The sequence below is a fragment of the Streptomyces sp. NPDC056169 genome, assembly GCF_042268445.1.
Classification (GTDB): Bacteria; Actinomycetota; Actinomycetes; order Streptomycetales; family Streptomycetaceae; genus Streptomyces.
This window is the reverse complement of record NZ_JBHJUO010000002.1, coordinates 459,084-478,833: the sequence shown is the minus strand read 5'-3', so window position 1 is coordinate 478,833 and position 19,750 is coordinate 459,084. Positions and strand designations below refer to the sequence as shown.

Here is a 19,750-nt window from a genome sequence, read left to right as displayed (position 1 = left end):
TTCCCGCCGGTTCTCCGGTTCCCGCCGGTTCCCTGGTTCCCGCCGGTTCTCCGGTTTCCCGGTTCCCCTTCCCACTCGACCCCCGACTGAGAGGGCTCACCTCATGACCACTGATCCGCCGCCCGAGCCGCGCGAAGCGTCCGCTCCCGCCCCCACTCCGCGCGGCGCGCGCCTCGCCTTCCGGCGCTGGCGCCGCACCCGCCCGTTCTGGGCGGCCCTCTGGACCGGGGCCGGCGGCTTCGTCATCTTCTTCCTGCCGATGGCACCGCTCGGCAAGATCCTCCAGGTCGGCGTCGGAGGCATCGCGGGCATGGCCGGCGGAGTCGTCCTCATGGCGATGGCCCTGCTGATCCTGCTGCTCCCCGGACAGCGCCACACCGCCGGCGTCATCGCGGTGATCGCGGGAGTCGCCTCCTTCCCGCTGTCGAACCTCGGTGGCCTCTTCGCGGGCATGGCCCTCTCCGTCCTCGGCGGATCGATGGCCTTCGCCTGGCTCCCCGAGAAGCCGGCCCGGCGGCGCGGCGGACCGCTGCGCCGCACACGGCCCGGAGCGCCCGTGAGGAGTGGATCCGTATGAACCGCGGGACCATCCGTCTCGGCCCGTCCCTCCGCCGGGTACGCGCGACCGGTACCCGCGCCGCCGCCGACTGGAACGCCCGGATGCTCGCCGAGGCGTCCGACGGCACCCGGCGCGGCACCCGCTGGGGGCGCGGCGCGCTCGCCCTCGTCCCCTCGGCGCTCGCCGTCGGGGTCCTCGGCACCGCCCTGGCGCAGGGCGCCCTCGCCGCCAACTTCAGCGTCACCGGGCAGCCCTTCACCCTGACCTCCAACGGGGTCGAGGGCTCCGGCTTCGGGGCCATCGTCAACACCCCGGCCGTCGGACGCCCGGACGGCACCACGACCACGAACACGGCGATGGCACGCGTCGGTTTCGCGAGCGCCGGGCTCGCCGGGCTGTGCGGCATCGTCCACCAGACCATCGCGGGCGTCCCGTACTCGCTGCTCCTGACGGGCGGCCAGAAGGTGACGGCCGCGCCGCCCGGCACGTTCACGACGGACATCGACGCGTCGAACCTCTACATCCAGGCCACCGAACTGCAGGCGTACGGGCCGACCACCCTTGAGAACGCCGTACTCGGCCAGTCCGCCGACCAGGTCACCGTGGCCGGGAAGCCGCTCACGGGCGCGCTGCCCGGCGGGTTCGGACTCGGCTCGGCGGGCGGGGAGGGCGGCAGCTCGATCACCCTGCACGGACTCCACGCGACGGCGTACGACGCCGAGATGGCCGGGGCGCTCGTCCTGCCCGACCTGAGGATCAAGGTCGTCCCGGGAACGGCGACGACATGCTGAGCCGACTGAGGTCCGCGTACGGGTGGTTCCGGGCCTTCCGCCGGACCCGGCCGTTCTGGGGCGGGGTGTGGCTGGTCGCCGGCGGGTGGACCGTCCTCAAGTTCTCGCTCAGCTCCCTCCAGTTGATCGTGAGCACGGGCTTCGGGGGAGTGGCCGGATACCTCGTCGGCGGCGGGATGATCCTCTGCGGTCTGATCCCGATCGCGCTGCCCGGCCAGCGCTACACCTTCGGGCTCCTCGGCGCGGTCCTCGCGGTCGTCTCGCTCGTCGTCTCCAACCTCGGCGGGTTCCTCGTCGGTATGGCGCTCGGCGTCCTCGGCGGCTCGATGACGGTCGGCTGGGGTGCCAAACGCCCGCGTCGCACGGCGGCGGACCGTACGGCGGCGGACCGGGTGGCAGCGGACCGGGCGGTGTCGGACCGGGTGGCAGCGGACCTGGCGGTGGAAGCGTGATCTGCGCCGTACGGTCCCCGCTCGTCGCCGTGACGACCGCCCTGCTGCTCGCCGTCGCCACGGCCGTCTGGTCCGGGCAGCCGAGCAGCGCCGCGGGCCGAGCGGCCGCCGCGCCCGAGCCGCTGGGCGCGCCCTTCCTGCCCGCGCCGGACCCGCTGCACGTGACCATCGCGAGCATGGTCGCCGTCTCGATGACCGTCGACAGGAACGTCACCGTCCGGCTCTCGGACGGCACGACCCGGACGACGACCCAGTACACCTTCACCAAGCTCAAGATCCGCTCGCACATGAACGTGACCCAGCGGGCGGCCGGGCACACCGTCACCATCGACGTGCCGGACGAGGGTTCCCTCGGCGGCTACGACAGCGCGGGGAGACCCGAGACGACCACGATGTGGGGCACCATCACCAACGTCTGCGTCCGCGTCCTCGTCAAGATCTGCGGGGTGCAGGGGCTGCTCGACTTCTTCGGCTCCCTGATCCCGCTGACGGCGGGGGCCGAGGACTTCGTCGGCGACATCTACGCCATCCGTACGGTCGACGACCACGCGGCCCTCGACTCCACCGACAACCCCGTCCACCTCCCCGGAACCATCACGGTGACCGTCCCGTGAGCCCCGGCGACCGCTCCTCCCCGGAAGGGCGCACCCACTGGCGCCGCTCGCTCGCCGTCGCCGTGCCCGCGCTCCTCGCGGCGGCCGGCCTCGGGTCCGCCATGGCGAGCGGCGCGCTCGCCGTCGGCCTGCGGATCCAGGACCGTCCCGTCGACTTCACCACCAGCAGCCTGTACGGGACGCAGTACGGTGCCGCGGTCGTGGACCAGCCCGTCGTCCGGCCCGACGGCACCGCCGCCACCGTGCGGGTGCTCCGCATGGGCTTCGCGGACGGCGTGCTCAACGGCCTGTGCCTCAGCCAGCGGCAGCAGATCGCGGGAGCAACGTACACGCTGATGCTCACCCTCGGCGACGACGATCCCGGCTCGTGGGAGATCCGGACGAAGAACACCGTCCTCGACCTGCGGAACGCCACCGGGGTCCTCGACATGGACGGCGTCGTCGACCTCAACGTCAACGGCGCCGACGTGAAGACCGTCAAGGACGCGTCCGGGGCGTACCTCGCCAACCCGCTGAACAGCCCTCAGCACCGCTTCGGCATCCAGGCCCGCTACGCCAAGTTCGACCGGATCGTCGGCACCGCCCAGGACTTCCAGATCCCGGGCCTCCTCACCGCACCGAAGCTCAGGCTCGCCGTCCGACCCGGCACGGTCGCCTGCCCGGCCCCACCCGGGCCCGTCGGGACGCCCGGGACGCCGTGATGGCAGACTGCGGCCCTCACGGTCGTCTCCCCGCGCGGCATGGGCGGACCGTCCATCGCGGGGAACGGCAGGCGACTCCTGGAGGCACCCATGGCGCGGCGACCCAGACACGCGAACCACGCGAACCACACGAACCGCGAGGCCCACGAGGCACGTTCGACCCACGTGTCCCGTACGGCCCACACGTCCCGTACGAGCTGCGCGGATCCCCGATGACGTCGCTGACCCCGGGGGCCTGCTGCCGCGCGCGGCCGACCGAGCCCGGCACGCTTCTCGTCCGCAGCGCGCCGGCGGTCCCCGCCGCGGCCGTTCTGCTGCTCCACGGCGGCCGCGCCGACGGGCCGGAGCCGCCGCCCGCGCTCAACCTGCCCGCCCTGCGCATGCGGCCCTTCGTGACCGCCGTGACCCGGGCCGTCCGGGGCCGGGACGTGCTGGTCGCCGAGGTGCGCTACCGCCACCGAGGCTGGAACGGCCCGCGCGCCGACGCGGCCCGGGACGCCGAGGCCGCCCTCGTCCGGCTCCGGGAGCGCTTCGGGCCCGTGCCCGTCGTGCTCCTCGGCCACTCCATGGGCGGGCGCGCCGCACTCAGCGCCGCCGGCGACCCGGCCGTCCGCGGTGTCGTCGCCCTCGCGCCCTGGTGCCCCACCGGCGAGCCCGTCGACCACCTCGGCGGCCGACGGCTGTACCTCCTGCACGACGAGACCGACCGCGTCACGTCGGCCCGCGAGTCCTGGGACTTCGTCCGCAGGGCGCGGGCGGCGGGCGCCGACGCCGCGGGCATCCCGATGCCGACCGGCGGCCACGCCATGCTCCGGGGCGCCGGCTTCTGGCACCGCCGGGCGGCGGAACTCACGGCGGCGCTGCTTTCCCACGGCTGAGCGGCCTGACGCGCCTGCTACGCACCGACGAGCCCGGCGCAGGCCTCGTACGTCGCGCGGTGCACGGCGCGCGCGAGCCGCGCGCCCCAGAGCGACCGCGGCCCGGCGAACGACTCGGCGATCGACTCGGCGAACGAATCGGAGAACGGCGGCGCGACGGGCGACGCGACCGACGGCGCGACCGACGGCGCGGCGGCCGATTCGGCCGTCGACCCTCCGTCGCTCCCGGCAGACGAGGGAGCCGGCGCGGCCACGCAGACGGCGTCCGTCGGCGTGCCCGAGGCGTCCGCTCCGAGTTCGACGAGGGCCTGGACCTTCGCCTCGGTGGCGGTGGCGACCGCGTTGACGAGGGCGGCGTCCGTGAGCGGCACGGGCAGCGACACGATGATGTTGATCGTCCCCGGGCGCGGGGCCGCGACGCCGCCGGCCCCCGGTACGGCCGCCCAGCCCCGTACGCCGATCCCGGCGGTCACCAAGGCCTCGGCGCCCCCGTCCGCCGCGTGCCGCCGGTTCTCGACCGAGGCCGCCGTCATGAGCCCCACCCCGGGACCTTCGAGCCCGGCCCCGGAGGCCAGCGCGCGGAGGTGGGCGACGGGATCCAGCCGGTCGTAGCCGGGCGGGACCTGCGCGTTCAGCACCCAGGCCCGTTCCCCGATGCCGCCGCCGAGGACGGCGCTCGACACCATCCGCACGCCCGGTCCCGGGGCCCACACCAGGAGGGGCCACGCACGGCCCTGTTCCGTGTGGCTGAGCAGGGCGGCGTCGGCGAGGGACGGGCTCGCGAGGAGGGTCCGGGGGAGGGAAAGCACCTCCCCAGACTAGAGACGCCGTCACGGATCACCTCGTCAGGGCCGCCTGTACCTCGCCCGCCAGGGCGACGGGGTCGCCGGTCGGCGTCGTCGCGTACGGCTCGTGGCCGTGCGCCCAGGCGTCGTCCCGCGCGAACCAGTCGACGGCGACCGGTTCCGTACGGTTCACCAGCGCGCTGTCGAGCGTCGCGAAGTACGCGGCCCAGCGCGGCGCGTAGACGTCCTGGACGAGACCGGCCCATTCCCGGTTGGCGTAGTCGTGCAGCCCGGCCGTGTCGCTCGGTCCCCGGTCGGCCCAGGTGGTGAGGATCGAGCGGGCGTCGTACTCCAGCCGGTCCTGCTCGGCGGGGTCGGCCCCCCAGGCGCGGGCGGCGGCGAGCCACGGACCGAGCAGGAAGCGCCGGTCGGAGGCGACCAGCCGCCCGAGCAGCTCCAGATGGGCGTTCCACTCGGCCACCCGCTCCCGGAACTCCGCGAGGTCCTTGGCCTCGTACGCGGCCTTGATCCGCGGCAGCAGGACGCGGCCGCGGTTGGTCAGCGCCTGCCGGGCCACGTCCACGAGGTCGTGGCGGTAGGCGTCGGTGGTCCGCAGCTCGGGAGCCACCTTCAGGAGCTCCGCGAGCGCCTGCTCCACGGTGGCCGCGTCGTAGCGCATGGCGGACGGGCTCCAGCGCGCGGCCCTGGTCGTCGTCAGGCTCGGCCGCGCGGTGAAGAGGCTGTCCTGCGGCTCGCTCCACGTACCGGAGGGCATGCTGTACGGGCCGAGGCGCAGCTGCTCCCACGCAGCGGCGGCGTGGGGGTCGGCGCCGCCGTAGCGCCGGGCGGCGTACTCCGCGAACCAGGTCCGGTGGTCGATCGGGCCCGGCTGCCAGGCGAGTTCGGTGAACAGGTCGAACGCGGCGGGGTTCCCGCCGGTGCCCTCCGGGAGGTAGGCGATGCCGCGCAGCGCGCTGCCGGGCTTGGTCAGCCAGGCGGGGAAACGGTCCACCCACACGCCGGTGTTGGCGCCGATGCTGGTGTGGCCGCCGAAGTTGCCGATCGCACCGAAGGCGTACGGCGTGCCGCCCCACTGGGTCTCGCGGTCGAGACCGTCGTAGCGGTCGGAGAGACCGTCGACGACGAGCAGCCGGTTGCGGTCCACGCCGCCCAGGAGAGCCGCCGAGGGGTTCGTCTGCCAGCCGAGCATGACCCAGGTCGCGCCGGGGTGCGCCGCCTCCAGGGCCCGCTGGACGGCCCCGGCCGCCGCCGCCACGTCGACGGAGCCCGGGGTGCCGCCCTCGTGCAGCAGGTCCATCTTGAACATGTCGCTGTCACCGAACCGCCGCTGCTGGAACCGGTAGTAGGTCGCGGCGAGGCGATCGAAGACCGGCCCGGTCGGATCCAGCCAGTCGGGCCGGGCGAACCCCACCCACCGGCCCTGCGGGACCGTGACCGCGCCCGGGTTCCGCGCGGCGAACTCCGGAGGCACCGTGCCGAAGAAGCCCGGCAGCACCGGGGCCATCCCCAGCGACCGCAGGTGTCCCGCGATCCGGCTGCCCAGCGCCGCGCGGGCCTCGATCAGCCGCTCGGAGACCGGGCCGCCGAAGCCCGACATGTTCTGCAGCAGCCACCAGCCCTGATGGGCCGGTCCCGGGATCCAGTCGCGCAACTCCGCCGAGCTGTAACCGAACTGCTGGAGGGCCTGGTAGTACGGGTACTCGGCCCCCGTCGGCACGAAGACCTCGTTCACGCCGTGCAGCGCCATCAGGTCGATCTCGTGCCGGTACGCGTCGAAGTCGCGGTACGCGCCGGAGTACCCCTCGTCGGTGTCGTTGAGGGCGTAGCGGTGGGGCACGGTCGCGCTCCGGGTGACGGTGCCGGTGACCGCCGGGAGCGTCGAGGGCAGCCGGCCGAGGCTGTCGCCCGGCCAGCCGATGTCGACCCCGGCGACCCGCTCCAGGTACCAGCCCACTCCGGTGAGCAGCGTGGCCGGCGACGTGCCGCGTACGCGGATCTCGCCGGCCGTTCCGGAGACCTCGAAGTAGTCGCCGGTGGCGGGTTCCTCGACAGCGACCAGGTCGAACTGCCCGGCCACGGACGGCAGCAGACGCTCCAGGCTCGCCCGGGCGGGCGCCGGATCGAAGGCGGACGCGAGCGGAGCGGGGGCGGGAGCGGGAAAGCCGGGAGCGGGAAAGCCGGGGGCGGGAGCCGGTCGTCCGGGGGCGGAGGCTGCCGTCGTCACGGCGGGCGCGGGTGCCGTGGCGGCCGGTGAGACCGCCGTCAGCGTGGCGACCGCCGCGACGACGAGGACGCGACGGCATCGAAGGTGCAGACGACTGGCCATCCGGCTCCCTGATCGAGGAAGGCGACGAAGCATGCGAATGAAGGTGAATGCATGCGAATTCGTGCGAAAGAGTGCGCTCAGTGTCGGGCGCCCCGAGGCCATCGGTGCGCAGGCAGAGCCGTGGGCCGACCGGTCCTCATACTGGCGGACGCACGCCGATCGTGGGGGCCGCACCCCGGACGGCTCTTTCCCCCCGCGGTCAGTCCGTACTCGCCGCCCGGCGCTCGGCCTTGAAGCCCGTGACGACCACGGTGACGAGACAGAAGGCGATGACGGTCTCGGCCCACAGGAACGCGAGGTAGTCCATGAGGCAGCCGATCGGCGGCGTGCCGGGGGCCGTGTTGCGGAAGGCCGCCAGGGCGAAGAGCGTGGCGGCCATCCAGCCGAGGGCGGGCCAGGTCAGCCCCTTGCGCCGGGTGACGAGGAACCACGCTCCGGTGAGGACCGAGGCGGCGAGGGCCCACATGGCGACCATCATGAAGACGGCGAAGACGAGCACGCTGGTGGAGCGTCCCAGGCCGACGTCGAAGACCGCGGTCCCGTGGTCGTCCGAGGCGTCCACCGTCGCCGAGAAGAGGGCGTCGCTGTTGGTCAGCGTCATGTGGACGGGGACCTTCTCGCCTCCCTGGGTGGCGCTGAACTCGATGGCGGCGTCGTAGGAGTCGAAGGGGTAGTCCGTGATCGGGCCTCCCGTCACGGTGACGGGCAGGTCCATGGTCGCGATGCGGCTGTGTGCCGTGAAAGACAGGTCGCCCCGGGTGGAGGTCGACGTCTGGAGCGTCAGGTCCTCGGTGGGGGAGACGCCGCCGGCCTCGGCCAGCTCTCCTCGCGGGGTGACCAGGACGCGCAGGATCAGCTCCCGGCCGGCGGCGTCGACGCGCTGGATCGAGGCGTCGACGTCCACCCGGTCGGGAGCCGAACTGCCCGCGCTGTACACCGTGTCCAGGGCTTGGCGTTCGCCGAACTGGAGCCACGCGCCCAGGGCGATGGCGGCCCCGATCAGGACGCAGGCCAGTACGGCGGGGAAGAGCCGGGCCCGGCTCGGTCGGTGACGGCGGGTGTCGGACACGGAGGCTCCTCGGATCGTGATCAGTCGACCGGCTTGCCGGGCTGTTCGTGGGTGGCGCAGTGGATCCCGCCGCCTCCGGTGGCGATGGTGTCGATGTTCAGCTGCACGATGTCCCGCTTGGGGAACTGCTCCCGCAGGATTCCGCGCGCCCGGTCGTCGGCCTTCCTGTCGCCGAACTTGGGCATGTAGACGGCGTCGTTGCCGACGTAGAAGTTCGCGTACGTCGACAGGAAGTCGTCGCTGTAGCCGGTGATGAGGTCGGGGTCGGGCTGCGGGAGGTCGATGATCTCGAAGCCGCGGCCCTGGGCGTCGGTCGCCTCGCTCAGTACGGACATGGCCTGATCCGAGGAGCGCGACCAGGAGTCGGCGGGCGTCCCGGGGAACGCCCGGTCCAGGAGGACCACTCCGGGCGCCGTGAACCGTACGAGACTGTCGACGTGGGCGTCGGTGATGTCCTCGCCGCGCACGCCCTTCAGCCAGATGACCTTCTCCATGCCCAGGAGCTCCTTGAGCTCGGCCTCGATCTGGGCGCGCGACTTCCCGCGGTTGCGGTTGTCGTTGACGATCGAGCTCTCGGTGACGAGGAGGGTTCCCTCGCCGTCCGTCTCGAAGGAGCCGCCCTCCGCGACGAGGGGCGCCTGGACGCGGGGGATCCCGTACTTGCGCAGCAGGAGCCGGCCGACGAGGGCGTCGTTGTCGTGCGTCTGCTTGTTGCCCCAGCCGTTGAAGTTGAAGTCGACTCCGACGACCTCGCCCTCCTGCTCGACGAAGACGGGGACGGTGTCGCGGGCCCACAGGTCGTCGACGGGGAGGTCGATGACCTCGACCCCGGAGCCGCAGGCCTTCTGGGCGGCGGCCCGCTGGCTCGGCCGGGCCATCATCACGACGTACTCGTACTTCGCGATGGCCCGTGCGACCCGCGCGATGTCCTGCCGTACGTAGGGGAGGTCGTCCTCCCAGACGGACTCCAGGGCGGGCCACGACATGAACGTGCGGGCGTGGCTCTCCCACTCGGCGGGCATCCGCCGGTCCTCGTCCTTCGGCGCGGCCGACCCGGTGGCGGCGCCGGCCGACGGGCCGGTGCCGGCTGCCTGGCCGGGGTCACCGGCGTCGCCGGGGCCGCATGCGGAGGTGCCGAGGGCGAACGCGCCGACTCCGGCGAGAACGCGCAGAGCCGAGCGGCGGGAGGGGGGGACGGACATGGGGGTCTCCGATCGTGAGCTCGCGGGACCAGGGATCCGGCGGTGGGGGTATCAGAGGGGGAGGGGAGTGGATCGCGGCCCGTGCCCGTGAACAGGGTGCACGCCGTGCCCCGTGAATCGCCGGTACCGCGAGGGCGGGCACGGCCTTCGTGTCGCCACTCTGACACTGACTGAAGATTCAGTCAATTTTCGCGAGTCGCTCCAGCTCCACGGCCACGGCTTCCTTCGTCAGTTCGCGGGCATGGGTCAGGGGCAGGGCGCCGCTCAGCCAGCGCGTGCTGAGCCCTTCCAGGAGGGCGGTGAGCCGCTCCGCGGAGGCCGTGAGGGCTGGGGCGGGTGCGGTCGGCCGGATGCCGCCGAGCAGGTCCGCGACGTCGTGGATCCAGGCCAGGGTGGCTCGGGCGAGGTCTCCCCGCAGCTCGGGTTCGAAGATCGCGCTGGCCCGCAGTTCGCCCCACGCCGTGCTGTTCTCGCGGACTTCGGGGAGATCCTGGAACTCCAGCAGCAAGGAGCGCTCCAGCTCCCGCACGGCGTCGTCCCCGTCTTCGCTCCCGCCCTCGCTCCCGTCCTCGCCCTCGCCCTGATCGGAGGTGTAGCGGTCGGCCCGGTCGCTGATGAACTCCAGGGTGTGGCGCAGGATGCCGGCCCGGTCCTTGAAGTGGTAGTAGATCAGCGCGGTGGACACCCCGGCCTCGGTCGCCAGCTCCTCCATGCGCAGCCCGCGCACCCCCCGCCGCGCTATGACGCGCGCGGCACCTTCCAGGATGGCCCTTCGGCGGTCCGTCGCCACGTGTTCCCCCTTGCGAGTGGTCTGAACCAACAGTGTCGCATATTGACTGAATCTTTAGTTAGAGGCACGATGCGCCAGTTGTGTCAGTCGTCAGTCGTTCCGTACCGTCGAAAGAGCCACCGCATGTCCGCTCAGCTTCCTGGTGCACGGCCCGCCCGTACGGCGCTGTCGGCCGACGACCCTCGCGAGATCGGCGGCTACCGCCTCCAGGCCCGGCTGGGCTCGGGCGGCATGGGCGTGGTGTACCTGGCCCATACGCCCGGCGGCCGGCCGATCGCGCTGAAGGCGGTACGGGAGGAGTTCGCGGGAGACCCCGAGTTCCGGCAGCGCTTCGCCCAGGAGGTGGCCAGCGCCGAGCGCATCCACGGCCTGTTCACCGCGCAGGTGGTCGCCTCGGGAGTGGACGCCCCGACCCCGTGGCTCGCCACCGCCTACGTCCCCGGACCGTCCCTGCATCAGGTGGTCCAGCGGCACGGCCCGCTGCCGGTGCGTACGGTGCTGCTCCTCGTGGCCGGCATCGCCGAGGCCCTCCAGGTGATCCACCGGGCGGGCGTCGTGCACCGCGACCTGAAGCCCGCCAACGTGCTGATCGCGGAGGACGGGCCCCGCGTCATCGACTTCGGCATCGCGCGCGCGGCCGACGCCACCGCCCTGACCGGTACGGGCCTGAGCATCGGCACGGCGGCGTTCATGGCTCCCGAGCAGGCACTGGGCCGGCCGGTGTCCCCGGCCACCGACGTCTTCGCGCTCGGTGCGCTCATCGCGTACGTGGCGGGCGGCGAGGGTCCCTTCGGGGCGGGGCCGGAGTCGGCCGCGCTGTACCGGGTGGTCCACGAACAGCCCGACCTCGCTCGCGTACCGCACGAACTGCGGGACCTGGTGGCGTGGTGTCTGGCCAAGCGACCGGAGGACCGTCCCGCGACCGTGGATCTGATCGCGGCCGTCCACACCCATCCCCTGGTGGGGCCCCGCCCGGAGTTCGCCGAGGGCTGGCTGCCCCAGTCGATCACCAGCGAGGTGGCGGGAGAGGCGGGGCACCCGATTCCGGCCGCCCCGACGCCGGCCACCCCCATGCCGGCCGCCCCGGCGTCCGCCGTGCCGTCGACGGACGGTCGGGCCGTACGTCCGGCACCGGTCCACGCGCAGCCCACCCTCGCGGCCCCGGCCACGCTTCCTCCGGCGCCCCGGCCCGAGACCGGCGTCGCGCCTCCCTCGCGGCGGGCGCCGAAGGGCGGGCGCCGAGGGGCGGCGACGGCTCTGGCGGCGCTCACGGTCCTCGCGCTGGCGGGCGGTGCCGTGTACCTGCTCGACTCCCTGTGGCCGGCGGAGGGTTCGCCCGAGGACTCCGCTGCCGCCTCCGTCGTACCGTCCCCCTCGGCCGCCTATGTGCCCGGCGGCAAGACCGTCGAGCTGACCTCGCCCGATGCCACCTATGAGTTCGACCTGAAGGCCGGGAAGGTCGTTCCCGCGGACACCGCCACCTGGTATCTGGCGCGCGACGCTTCGGAGTTCGTCCTGCCCGAGGACAGTGACGCCTTCGTGTCCGCGGGGGACGAGCTCGGCCCCGCCGACTGCTTGCGGGGCATCGACACGGAGCCGGTCACCAGGATCGCCTTCGCCGATGTCGTCGACGAGCGCCCCTTCTGCGTCCGCAGCGCCGACGGACAGGACATCGTCATCGTGCGGCTGATCGAGGCGCGGGCCGACGGCGGGCCGGTCACCGCGGCGTTCGAGCACTATCGCCGCGCCCGGTAGCCGAGGGCGTCCGGCATCGAGCGCGGGTCCGAGCGCCGGTCCGAGTGCCGGTCCGAGCGCCGTCAGTCCTGTGAGGGCGGTCGTCCCGAGGCCGTCGCTCTGCCGCCATGGTCCGTTCGAGATCATTGACTGAATTTTCAGTCTAGGCCACGATGCCCACCATGCGGGCAACACCCGCCTCCCCCTCCCTCAGGTAGGAGTCCCATGGACACGCCCACGACCTCCCGGCGCCGACTGCTCCAACTCGGCGCGGCGGCCCTGCCGCTCGCGGCCCTCGGGTCGGCACTGCCCACGGTGGCCCGCGCCGCCACCAGCCCATCGGGCGCCACGCTGCGCATGCCCGCGGAGCACGACCGCCACGTCCGCACCTTCATGGCCTGGCCGGCCCTGTCGTCCGTCTGGTCCACTCAGCTCGGTGGCGTCCGCAGGGACATCGCGAGGGTGGCCGACGCGATATCCCGCTTCGAACCGGTCGTGGTCCTCGCCCGTCCCGAGCAGGCGGCCGACGCCCGGTACGCCTGCGGAGCCGGCGCCTACTACGGCATCGAGGTCGTCGAGATCGCCAACGACGACCTGTGGATTCGGGACTTCGGCCCCACCTTCGTGGTCGCCCCCGGCGCCGTCGCCGGCGTGGACACCGACTTCAACGGCTGGGGCAAGACCGGCACGCCGTACGCGCAGCCCTACGCGAACGACGCGGCCGCGGCCGCGACCCTGCTCGGCCAGTACGGCATCCCTCGCGTCCGGGCCGGGTTCGTCGGGGAGGGCGGCTCGCTGGAGACCGACGGCCAGGGCACCCTGCTCGCCACGGTCAGCTCGCTCGTCAACGCCAACCGCAACCCGGGCATGACCCAGGACCAGGTCGAGCAGGCGATGAAGGCGGCGCTCGGCATCGACAAGGTGATCTGGGTGCCGGGACTCGCCGGCCAGGACATCACCGACTGCCACATCGACTGTCTGGCCCGCTTCGTCGCACCGGGCCAGGTCATCCTGGACCAGCCCGGCCCCGGCACCGACAGCAAGTGGGTCGCCGTCTACGAGGAGACCAAGCAGGCGCTGCTGAGCGCGACCGACGCCCAGGGCCGCCGCCTGACCGTCACCGAACTCCCCGGCCCGGACCGCCGCGCCATCCGCGGCAGGGGCACCGGCTTCCTGTCCAGCTACACCAACTACTACACCGCCAACGGCGCCGTCCTCGTGCCCCGGTTCGGCGACGGATACGCCGACGGCGTGGCCGCCGGCATCCTGCGGGCCGCGTACCCCGACCGGACCGTCGTCCAGTTGGACATCGACAGCATCGCGAGCGGCGGTGGCGGCATCCACTGCGCCACCCAGTCCCAGCCGGTCGTTCCCCCGGTCCTCTGACCGGGCGACACCGTCACGACGCGCGCGGGCCGGGCCACCACCCACCGGTCAGGGCTGTGATGCCACCGACGGAAGGCGCCCGGTAAGGTTCGGGCCATGGCGTCTCGCAGCACTCAGATCCTCGAAGCCGCCGCCCGGGTGATCGCCCGGCGCGGGGTACGCGGCCTGCGCGTGGAGGAGCTCGCCGCCGAGGCGGGCGTGTCCACCGCGCTGATCTACTACCACTTCAAGGACCGCGCCGGGATCCTGAGCAAGACGCTGGAGTTCATCAACGACCGCGCCGAGCGCTACACGACCGACCGCGATCCGGACGCCGAACCGCTCACCCCGCGCGAGGAACTCGACCAGACGCTCCTCCTCGAACTCCAGGACTCGACCGAGGTCAGGGAGAACAGCAGCGCCTGGGGCGAGTTGAGGGCGAGCGCCGTCTTCGACGACCTCCTGCGCGAGGACCTGGCGAGGGCCACCCTGGTGTGGGTCCAGGAGGTGGCGGCCCTGCTCGGCCAGGTCCGGCCGATGGCCCCCGCGGTCGCCCTCACGGCGTCCGCCGAGCGGCTCACCGCCCTCCTGGAGGGCCTGAGCATGCGCTGGCTCAGCGGCACGCTCCAGATCTCCCACGCCCGGACCCTGATGAGCGAAGCGGTCGACGCCGAGGTCGAACGGCTCGGCCGCTAGGGCCTGTCCGACCCCGACCCCGACACCGACCCTGATCCGCCGGACAGGCCCTGGGTCCTGTCCGGGGCGTCACCCGGAGCCCGGCACGGCAGGTCGACCCGCACCGCGAGTCCGCCGCCGGGCCGGGCCTTCGCCGTGACCTCGCCCTGGTGGGTGAGGGTGATCGCGCGCACCACGGCGAGCCCCAGTCCCAAGCCCTTGCCCCGGGGCGCCGCGCCGCGCCGGAACGGCTCGAAGAGCGTGGGGATCGTATCCGGGTCCAGTACGGGGCCGGTGTTGACGACCTCGATGAAGGCGACCTCGCCGTGGACGCCGGTGGTCACCGTCGCCGTACCGCCCGCTTGGTTGTGGCGTACGGCGTTGGCCAGCAGGTTCAGGGCGATGTGCCGGAGCAGGGACGGGTCGCCGGCGACCGGCGCGGGTGCGAGGTGCGCCGTGACGTGGACCTCCGCGGTCCGGGCTTCCCCGGCGAGATCCTCGGTGGCGCTCCCGGCGACGTCCGCCAGATCGACCGGATGCGGAGTCTGGGTCTCGCTCTCGCCACGGGCCAGGGTCAGCAGGGCGTCGATCAGACGCTCGGTGCGGGCGTTGGCGTCCAGCGCACGCCGGAGGGCCGGTTCCAGGTCGGCGGGGACACGGCCCTGGGCCAGGGGGATCTCCAGCGCGGTGCGTTGCAGGGTGAGCGGTGTGCGCAGTTCGTGCGAGGCGTGGGCGGTGAAGTGCCGCTGGGCGGTGAAGCTGCGGTCGAGCCGGTCGAGCATGGCGTCGAAGGTGTCGCCGAGTTCGCGGACCTCGTCGTGCGGTCCGCCCAGGCCGAGCCGTTCGTCGAGGGTGCTGCCGGCGCCGATGCGGCGGGCGGTCGCCGTGACCTGGGTGAGGCGGTGCAGCGAGCGGCGTCCGGCCCACCACGCGAGCAGCGCGGCGAGGGCGGTGAAGAGGACGAGCAGGAGCAGGGAGCGGACGAGCAGGTCGTCGAGGATCCTGTCCCGGAAGTCCTCGAAGGCCTGGGCGGGTGTGGTGGTCGCGGCCGGTGAGCTGCCCGGCGGCAGAGGGGCGGGACTCCGTCCCGGCTCAGGGATTCCGGTGGCCTGGACGGCGGGCGTGACGGCCCCGGGGACGAGGACGGAGCGGTTGTCCTCGATGAGCTGACGGGAGCTCAGCCAGTTCAGCAGGAGCAGTCCGGCACCCAGGACGACGAAGACCGAGGTGGTCGTCAGGGTCAGCCGGCCGCGCAGGGGCAGTCGGTACGGTGAGGTGCGTCGAGCCGTACGACGTCGGTACGGGCGGCTCACAGCCGGTACCCGAAGCCCGGGTCGTGATGGATGGGCGCGGGGTCGCCCAGTTTGCGGCGCAGCGCGTGCACGGTGACCCGGACCGCGGTGGTGGCCGGGTCGAGCGCAGCGTCCCACAGCCGGTCCTTGAGTTCCTCCGTACTGACGGGAGCGCCGTCCGCCGCCAGCAGCAGCTCCAGTACGCCGAGCTCTCGGGGTGTCAGTCTCAGCGGGCGGCCGTCGCGCTCGGCGACCCTGCGGACGGTGTCCAGACTGATGCCGTGCCGGCTCAGTACCGTCGCGGTGCTGCCGGTGGGGGCGCGTCGGCCGAGGGCGCGGAGGCGCGCGACCAGCTCCAGGTAGGAGAACGGCTTCGCCATGTAGTCGTCGGCGCCCTGGCCGAGACCGTCGACCAGGTCGGACAGGGCGCCGGCGGCGGTCAGCATCAGAATCCTGGCCGGGTAGCCGGCCGTGTTCAGCGCCCTGCAGACGGCGTCCCCGCTCAGCGTGGGCAGGTCCCGGTCCAGGACGAGGACGTCGTACGAGGCGGCGGCCGTCATCTCGAGCGCGCGTGGCCCGTCGTGGGCGACCTCGCACACCATGCCTTCCTCCCGCAGGCCCTCGGCGAGCATCGTGGCCAGCTCCGCCTCGTCCTCGACGATGAGCACCCGCAATCCGACCCACTCCACTCGACCGTGCACAGCGCGGCCCTGTCCTCGGAACCGCCCGCCCAAGGATGCCCCCAGGGGCGTTAGCCGGCGGTTAGGCACACGCTCACCCGTGGCTCACCGGACGCTCCGTAGAACTGCTGGACGTCATCGTCGAGATCGAGCAGGGAGCAGAACATGCGCAGTCGAACCGTACGGGCCCTCGTGGCGGCAGCCGCCGTGACCGCGGCACTGGTGATGAGCGGTTGTTCCTCGGAGGACTCCGCTCCCCGGGTCGCCGGGGACGACGGGTCGGGCGCCGCAGCGCCGCAGGACGACAACGTGGTCCGTCGGGCCTGGGTGACCTGTATGCACGGGCAGGGACAGAACAGTGTCGATCAGGACAAGGACGGCAACATCTTCACCCCCGCGAGCCAGCTCGGAGGGGACGCCTCCTCGATCGCCGCCTACGAGGCGGCGGTCAAGGTCTGCGACGCGAAGAATCCCGGCATCCACCAGGCCACGGCGAAGACCGACCAGAAGTTCGTCGAGCAGGCGCGCGCCTGGGTCGAGTGCGGACGGAAGCACGGCTACCCGGACCTTCCCGACCCCGACCCGAAGACCGGCGTCCTCGTCATTCCCCGGCAGTCGTTCGACCCGGTCAAGTGGGACGCCGTCCAGCCGGCGTGCAGCAAGCTGCCCCTGCCCGGCTACCGGATCGGCGAGTGACCATGGCCCAGCCCACCCAACCCACCCAACCCCCCCAGCCCATCGAGCCGATCGCTCCCATCGCTCCCATCGAGCCCGTGGATCCCTCCCCTCCTGCGAAGCGCGCGTCCGGCGGCACCCGGAGGAAGCGCCGCCGAGTCGTCGTCCCGCTCGTCCTCGTCGTCGCGATCGGAGGGGCTGCGGCGTTGGGCGCGACGCGCCCCTGGGAACCCCGGGGTTCCGTCGCCGAGAAGCCGGCCCTCGGCCACGGCAGTGCGGCGGTGGAGAAGGGATCGCTGTCCAGCAGCATCCAGGTCGCCGGGGCGCTCGCGTACGACGCGCCGACCGCGGTGATGGCCTCCGGGCGCGGAACGGTCACCGCGCTGCCCCCGGTGGGATCCGAGGTGAAGGCGGGAGGGCGGCTCTACGAGGTCGACGGACGGCCCGTCGTCCTCATGACAGGGAACCGGCCGCTCTGGCGTGACCTGGGACAGGGTGTCGGCGCAGGCCCCGACGTCGAGCAGCTCAAGCGCAACCTGGTCGCGCTCGGCCACACGGAGGGCCTCGGCATCGCCGTCGACGAGAAGTTCACGCCGGGCACCGCCACCGCCGTCAAGCGCTGGCAGAAGGCCCTGGGTGTGAAGCAGACCGGAACGGTCCCGCTCGGCAGCGTCGTGATGCTGCCGCAGGCCGCCGTGCGGGTGCACAAGCTGAGCGCGCAGCTGGGGTCGCCCCTGGGCGCGACCTCGGTCCTGACGGTGAGCGGCACCGATCTCGTCGCCGTGGTGCAGCCGGCCGAGAACCAGCTGTCCCGGTTCACACCCGACGGCAAGGTGGTGGTGAAGCTCGCCGAAGGCGGCACCGTCCACGGACGCATCCGCTCGCTGATCCGCGGAGGCGACGGCGACGAGGGGGGCGGCGGGCAGGACGGTTCCGGCGGCGGTGGGCAGAAGACCACCGTCACCATCGTGCTGGACGACCAGCGGCGAGCCCGACAGTCCGGACCCTCCTCCGTGACGGTCGGCGTCGTCGGTGACACCGCCACCGACGCGCTCATCGTCCCCGTCACCGCGCTGCTCGCCCTGGACGGGGGCGGCTACGGGGTCAAGGTCCTCGACGGCACCACCACCCGGCTCGTCAAGGTGCAGCTGGGGCTGGTGGCCGACGCCAGGGCTCAGATCACCGGGGACGTGAAGAGCGGCGACCGGGTGGTGATCCCCACGTGACGCCGCCACAGGCCCAGGGGCGGGCACCGGTGCTGGAGCTGACCGGTGTCACCAAGGAGTACCCGGGATCGCCGCCGTTGCGCGTGCTGCACGGACTCGACCTCACCGTCGAAGCCGGCGAACTCCTCGCCGTGGTCGGCCCTTCGGGCTCGGGCAAGTCCACCCTGCTCGCCCTTCTCGGCTCGCTCGACCGGCCCAGCTCCGGCCGGCTGCGCTTCGAAGGACGTGACCTGTCCGACCTCTCCGACCCCGAGCTGGCCGCCGTGCGCGCGCACCGGATCGGCTTCGTCTTCCAGCAGTTCTTCCTGCTCGCGGGACTCACCACGGTCGAGAACGTCGCCACGGGTCTCCTCTACAGCGGCGTCCCCGCGGCTCGCAGGCGTGAGGCGGCCGTCGAAGCCCTGCGCGAGGTCGGCCTCGGACACCGGCTCGGCCACCACCCCGACCAGCTCTCGGGAGGCGAGAAGCAGCGGGTCGCGATCGCCCGCGCCCTCGTCGGCCGCCCGGCACTGCTGCTCGCCGACGAGCCCACCGGGGCTCTGGACAGCACCTCCGGCAGATCCGTCGTCGACCTCTTGCGTGCCCTGAACGTCGGCGGCACCACCGTCGTCGTCATCACCCACGACCGTGACCTCGCCGCTTCCTTCCCCCGGCGCATCGGCATCCACGACGGCCGCATCGACTTCGACGAGCGCCGCCCGCACCCCGCAGGAGCCGCTCCATGACATCCCCCCAGCGGCGCACCCGGCTGCGCCCGACGGACCTGTTGCGCCTCGGCATGATCGGACCGCGCACGCGCAAGACGCGCTCCGCGCTCTCGGCCCTGGGCATCTCCCTGGGCATCGCCGCCGTCATCGCCGTGACGGGCATTTCCTCGTCGAACCAGGCGCACCTGCTGGCCCGCCTGGACGAGCTCGGCTCCAACCTGATCACGGTCGCCCCGGGGAAGGATCCCGAGCAGCGGCTCGTACCGCTGCCGCCCACGGCCGAGAAGATGCTCGCCGGCATCGCCCCGGTGCAGCAGGTCACCGCGACGGGGGCCACAAAGGCCGAGGTCTACCGCAACGACCTGGTGCCGAAGCAGCAGACCGGCAGCATCAGCGTGCTGGCCACGCGGCTGAACCTGCTCGACGTCCTGCACGCCACCATGCTGAGCGGGCAGTGGTTGGACCGGGCCGGCGAAAGACTCCCGGTGACGGTACTCGGCGACCAGGCCGCCCAGCGCCTCGGCGTGACCGCGCCGGGCGAGCGGGTCTGGCTGGGCGGACAGCCGTACGTCGTCCGGGGGATTCTGGCGCCGAACGACCTGGCACCCGAACTCGGTACGGCCGCCCTGGTCGGCTGGCCCCAGGCCACAGCCCATCTGGGCGCGGACGGCAGCGCCGCCACCGTCTACCTGCGGTCCCATCCCGAACGCGTCCCGGACGTGCAGGCCGTGGCCGGGGCCACCGCGAATCCGGCCAGCCCGAGCAACGTCGCCGTCAGCCGGCCCTCCGACCTCCTCACGGCACGGGGCGAGGCGAAGGGCGCGCTCACCGGCCTCGTCCTCTCCCTCGCCGCGGTCGCCCTGCTCGTCGGTGGTGTCGGCATCGCCAACACCATGGTGGTGGGCGTGATGGAACGCCGCGGTGAGATCGGGCTGCGCCGTGCGCTGGGTGCGAGGGGCGGACAGATCGCCGCGCAGTTCCTGCTGGAGGCGGTACTGATGGGCTTCATCGGCGGAATCGGCGGGCTGATCATGGGCAGCCTCGCCGTCTACGGCTACGCGCTCGCGCAGGGGTGGCCGGTCTCCATCCCTCTCTACACGTTCGCCGCCGGTCCCACGGTCTCCGTCCTCGTGGCCGCCGTCGCCGGCATCTACCCGGCCCTGCGCGCGGCCGGGGCGTCTCCGACGGACGCCCTGCGCTCGGCCTGA

The 19,750-nt window shown here is 73.1% G+C and carries 20 protein-coding genes; 13 read left to right on the top strand and 7 right to left on the bottom strand.

Translation table 11 applies throughout. The features are described from left to right. Positions 1-103: 103 nt before the first annotated feature. The 6 genes from ACFC0G_RS04670 (at position 104) to ACFC0G_RS04645 (ending at position 3,995) form a co-directional block, all read left to right on the top strand. The gene (locus ACFC0G_RS04670) at positions 104-577 is read left to right on the top strand and encodes a DUF6114 domain-containing protein (protein WP_376397143.1); all 474 of its coding nucleotides are present in this window, start codon (positions 104-106) and stop codon (positions 575-577) included. After that, positions 574-1,350 (top strand): DUF6230 family protein, encoded by a 777-nt coding sequence (locus ACFC0G_RS04665; RefSeq protein ID WP_376397140.1) that lies wholly within the window; start codon positions 574-576, stop codon positions 1,348-1,350. Before ACFC0G_RS04670 ends, ACFC0G_RS04665 begins: the two co-directional genes overlap by 4 nt. Then, positions 1,344-1,802: a DUF6114 domain-containing protein gene (locus ACFC0G_RS04660; protein WP_376397137.1), complete on the top strand. Its 459-nt coding sequence runs from the start codon at positions 1,344-1,346 to the stop codon at positions 1,800-1,802. Before ACFC0G_RS04665 ends, ACFC0G_RS04660 begins: the two co-directional genes overlap by 7 nt. Next, complete coding sequence (locus ACFC0G_RS04655) at positions 1,799-2,416, top strand: hypothetical protein (protein WP_376397134.1); 618 nt, start codon at positions 1,799-1,801, stop codon at positions 2,414-2,416. Before ACFC0G_RS04660 ends, ACFC0G_RS04655 begins: the two co-directional genes overlap by 4 nt. After that, positions 2,413-3,117 (top strand): DUF6230 family protein, encoded by a 705-nt coding sequence (locus tag ACFC0G_RS04650; protein ID WP_376397131.1) that lies wholly within the window; start codon positions 2,413-2,415, stop codon positions 3,115-3,117. The genes ACFC0G_RS04655 and ACFC0G_RS04650 overlap by 4 nt, the downstream gene beginning before the upstream one ends. A 212-nt stretch (positions 3,118-3,329) precedes the next feature. Beyond that, positions 3,330-3,995 (top strand): alpha/beta fold hydrolase, encoded by a 666-nt coding sequence (locus ACFC0G_RS04645; RefSeq protein ID WP_376397128.1) that lies wholly within the window; start codon positions 3,330-3,332, stop codon positions 3,993-3,995. 17 nt (positions 3,996-4,012) lie between these two features. On the opposite strand, the gene ACFC0G_RS04640 is transcribed toward ACFC0G_RS04645, so the two are convergent. The 5 genes from ACFC0G_RS04640 to ACFC0G_RS04620 form a co-directional block, all read right to left on the bottom strand. Further along, positions 4,013-4,804 carry an adenosylcobinamide amidohydrolase gene (locus ACFC0G_RS04640; protein WP_376397125.1) on the bottom strand — a complete coding sequence of 264 codons (792 nt, stop codon included), beginning with the start codon at positions 4,802-4,804 and terminating at the stop codon, positions 4,013-4,015. Between the two features lie 28 nt (positions 4,805-4,832). Continuing rightward, positions 4,833-7,127 carry an alpha-N-acetylglucosaminidase gene (locus ACFC0G_RS04635; RefSeq protein WP_376397123.1) on the bottom strand — a complete coding sequence of 765 codons (2,295 nt, stop codon included), beginning with the start codon at positions 7,125-7,127 and terminating at the stop codon, positions 4,833-4,835. A 199-nt stretch (positions 7,128-7,326) separates the two neighbouring features. Then, positions 7,327-8,196: a DUF4436 domain-containing protein gene (locus tag ACFC0G_RS04630; protein WP_376397120.1), complete on the bottom strand. Its 870-nt coding sequence runs from the start codon at positions 8,194-8,196 to the stop codon at positions 7,327-7,329. 20 nt (positions 8,197-8,216) lie between these two features. Beyond that, positions 8,217-9,398, bottom strand: a complete 1,182-nt coding sequence (locus ACFC0G_RS04625; RefSeq protein ID WP_376397117.1) for an agmatine/peptidylarginine deiminase — start codon at positions 9,396-9,398, stop codon at positions 8,217-8,219. Positions 9,399-9,576: 178 nt separating this feature from the next. Continuing rightward, positions 9,577-10,188, bottom strand: coding sequence for a TetR/AcrR family transcriptional regulator (locus ACFC0G_RS04620; RefSeq protein WP_376397114.1), 612 nt, complete (start codon positions 10,186-10,188; stop codon positions 9,577-9,579). Positions 10,189-10,311: 123 nt separating this feature from the next. Here ACFC0G_RS04620 and ACFC0G_RS04615 point away from each other — a divergent pair, with 123 nt between their 5' ends. The 3 genes from ACFC0G_RS04615 to ACFC0G_RS04605 all read left to right on the top strand — a co-directional run bounded on the left by ACFC0G_RS04615 (position 10,312) and on the right by ACFC0G_RS04605 (position 13,983). Next, positions 10,312-11,943, top strand: coding sequence for a serine/threonine-protein kinase (locus tag ACFC0G_RS04615; RefSeq protein ID WP_376397111.1), 1,632 nt, complete (start codon positions 10,312-10,314; stop codon positions 11,941-11,943). A 204-nt stretch (positions 11,944-12,147) separates the two neighbouring features. After that, a complete protein-coding gene (locus ACFC0G_RS04610) occupies positions 12,148-13,308 on the top strand; it encodes an agmatine deiminase family protein (protein WP_376397108.1) in 1,161 nt (386 codons plus the stop codon). A gap of 96 nt (positions 13,309-13,404) precedes the next feature. Then, positions 13,405-13,983, top strand: a complete 579-nt coding sequence (locus tag ACFC0G_RS04605) for a TetR/AcrR family transcriptional regulator (protein ID WP_376397105.1) — start codon at positions 13,405-13,407, stop codon at positions 13,981-13,983. Here the strand turns inward: ACFC0G_RS04605 and ACFC0G_RS04600 are convergent. Further along, positions 13,980-15,275, bottom strand: a complete 1,296-nt coding sequence (locus ACFC0G_RS04600) for a sensor histidine kinase (RefSeq protein ID WP_376397102.1) — start codon at positions 15,273-15,275, stop codon at positions 13,980-13,982. The two genes, ACFC0G_RS04605 and ACFC0G_RS04600, sit on opposite strands and share 4 nt — an antisense overlap. Continuing rightward, positions 15,272-15,928 (bottom strand): response regulator transcription factor, encoded by a 657-nt coding sequence (locus ACFC0G_RS04595; protein WP_376397304.1) that lies wholly within the window; start codon positions 15,926-15,928, stop codon positions 15,272-15,274. Before ACFC0G_RS04595 ends, ACFC0G_RS04600 begins: the two co-directional genes overlap by 4 nt. A gap of 171 nt (positions 15,929-16,099) precedes the next feature. On the opposite strand from ACFC0G_RS04595, the gene ACFC0G_RS04590 reads away from it, so the two are divergent. The 4 genes from ACFC0G_RS04590 to ACFC0G_RS04575 all read left to right on the top strand — a co-directional run bounded on the left by ACFC0G_RS04590 (position 16,100) and on the right by ACFC0G_RS04575 (position 19,750). Continuing rightward, positions 16,100-16,630, top strand: a complete 531-nt coding sequence (locus tag ACFC0G_RS04590) for a hypothetical protein (protein WP_376397099.1) — start codon at positions 16,100-16,102, stop codon at positions 16,628-16,630. A gap of 77 nt (positions 16,631-16,707) precedes the next feature. Continuing rightward, on the top strand, positions 16,708-17,835 hold the full coding sequence (locus ACFC0G_RS04585; protein WP_376397096.1) for a peptidoglycan-binding protein: 1,128 nt from the start codon (positions 16,708-16,710) through the stop codon (positions 17,833-17,835). Beyond that, positions 17,832-18,560, top strand: coding sequence for an ABC transporter ATP-binding protein (locus ACFC0G_RS04580; RefSeq protein ID WP_376397093.1), 729 nt, complete (start codon positions 17,832-17,834; stop codon positions 18,558-18,560). The genes ACFC0G_RS04585 and ACFC0G_RS04580 overlap by 4 nt, the downstream gene beginning before the upstream one ends. Next, positions 18,557-19,750 carry an ABC transporter permease gene (locus tag ACFC0G_RS04575; RefSeq protein WP_376397090.1) on the top strand — a complete coding sequence of 398 codons (1,194 nt, stop codon included), beginning with the start codon at positions 18,557-18,559 and terminating at the stop codon, positions 19,748-19,750. The genes ACFC0G_RS04580 and ACFC0G_RS04575 overlap by 4 nt, the downstream gene beginning before the upstream one ends.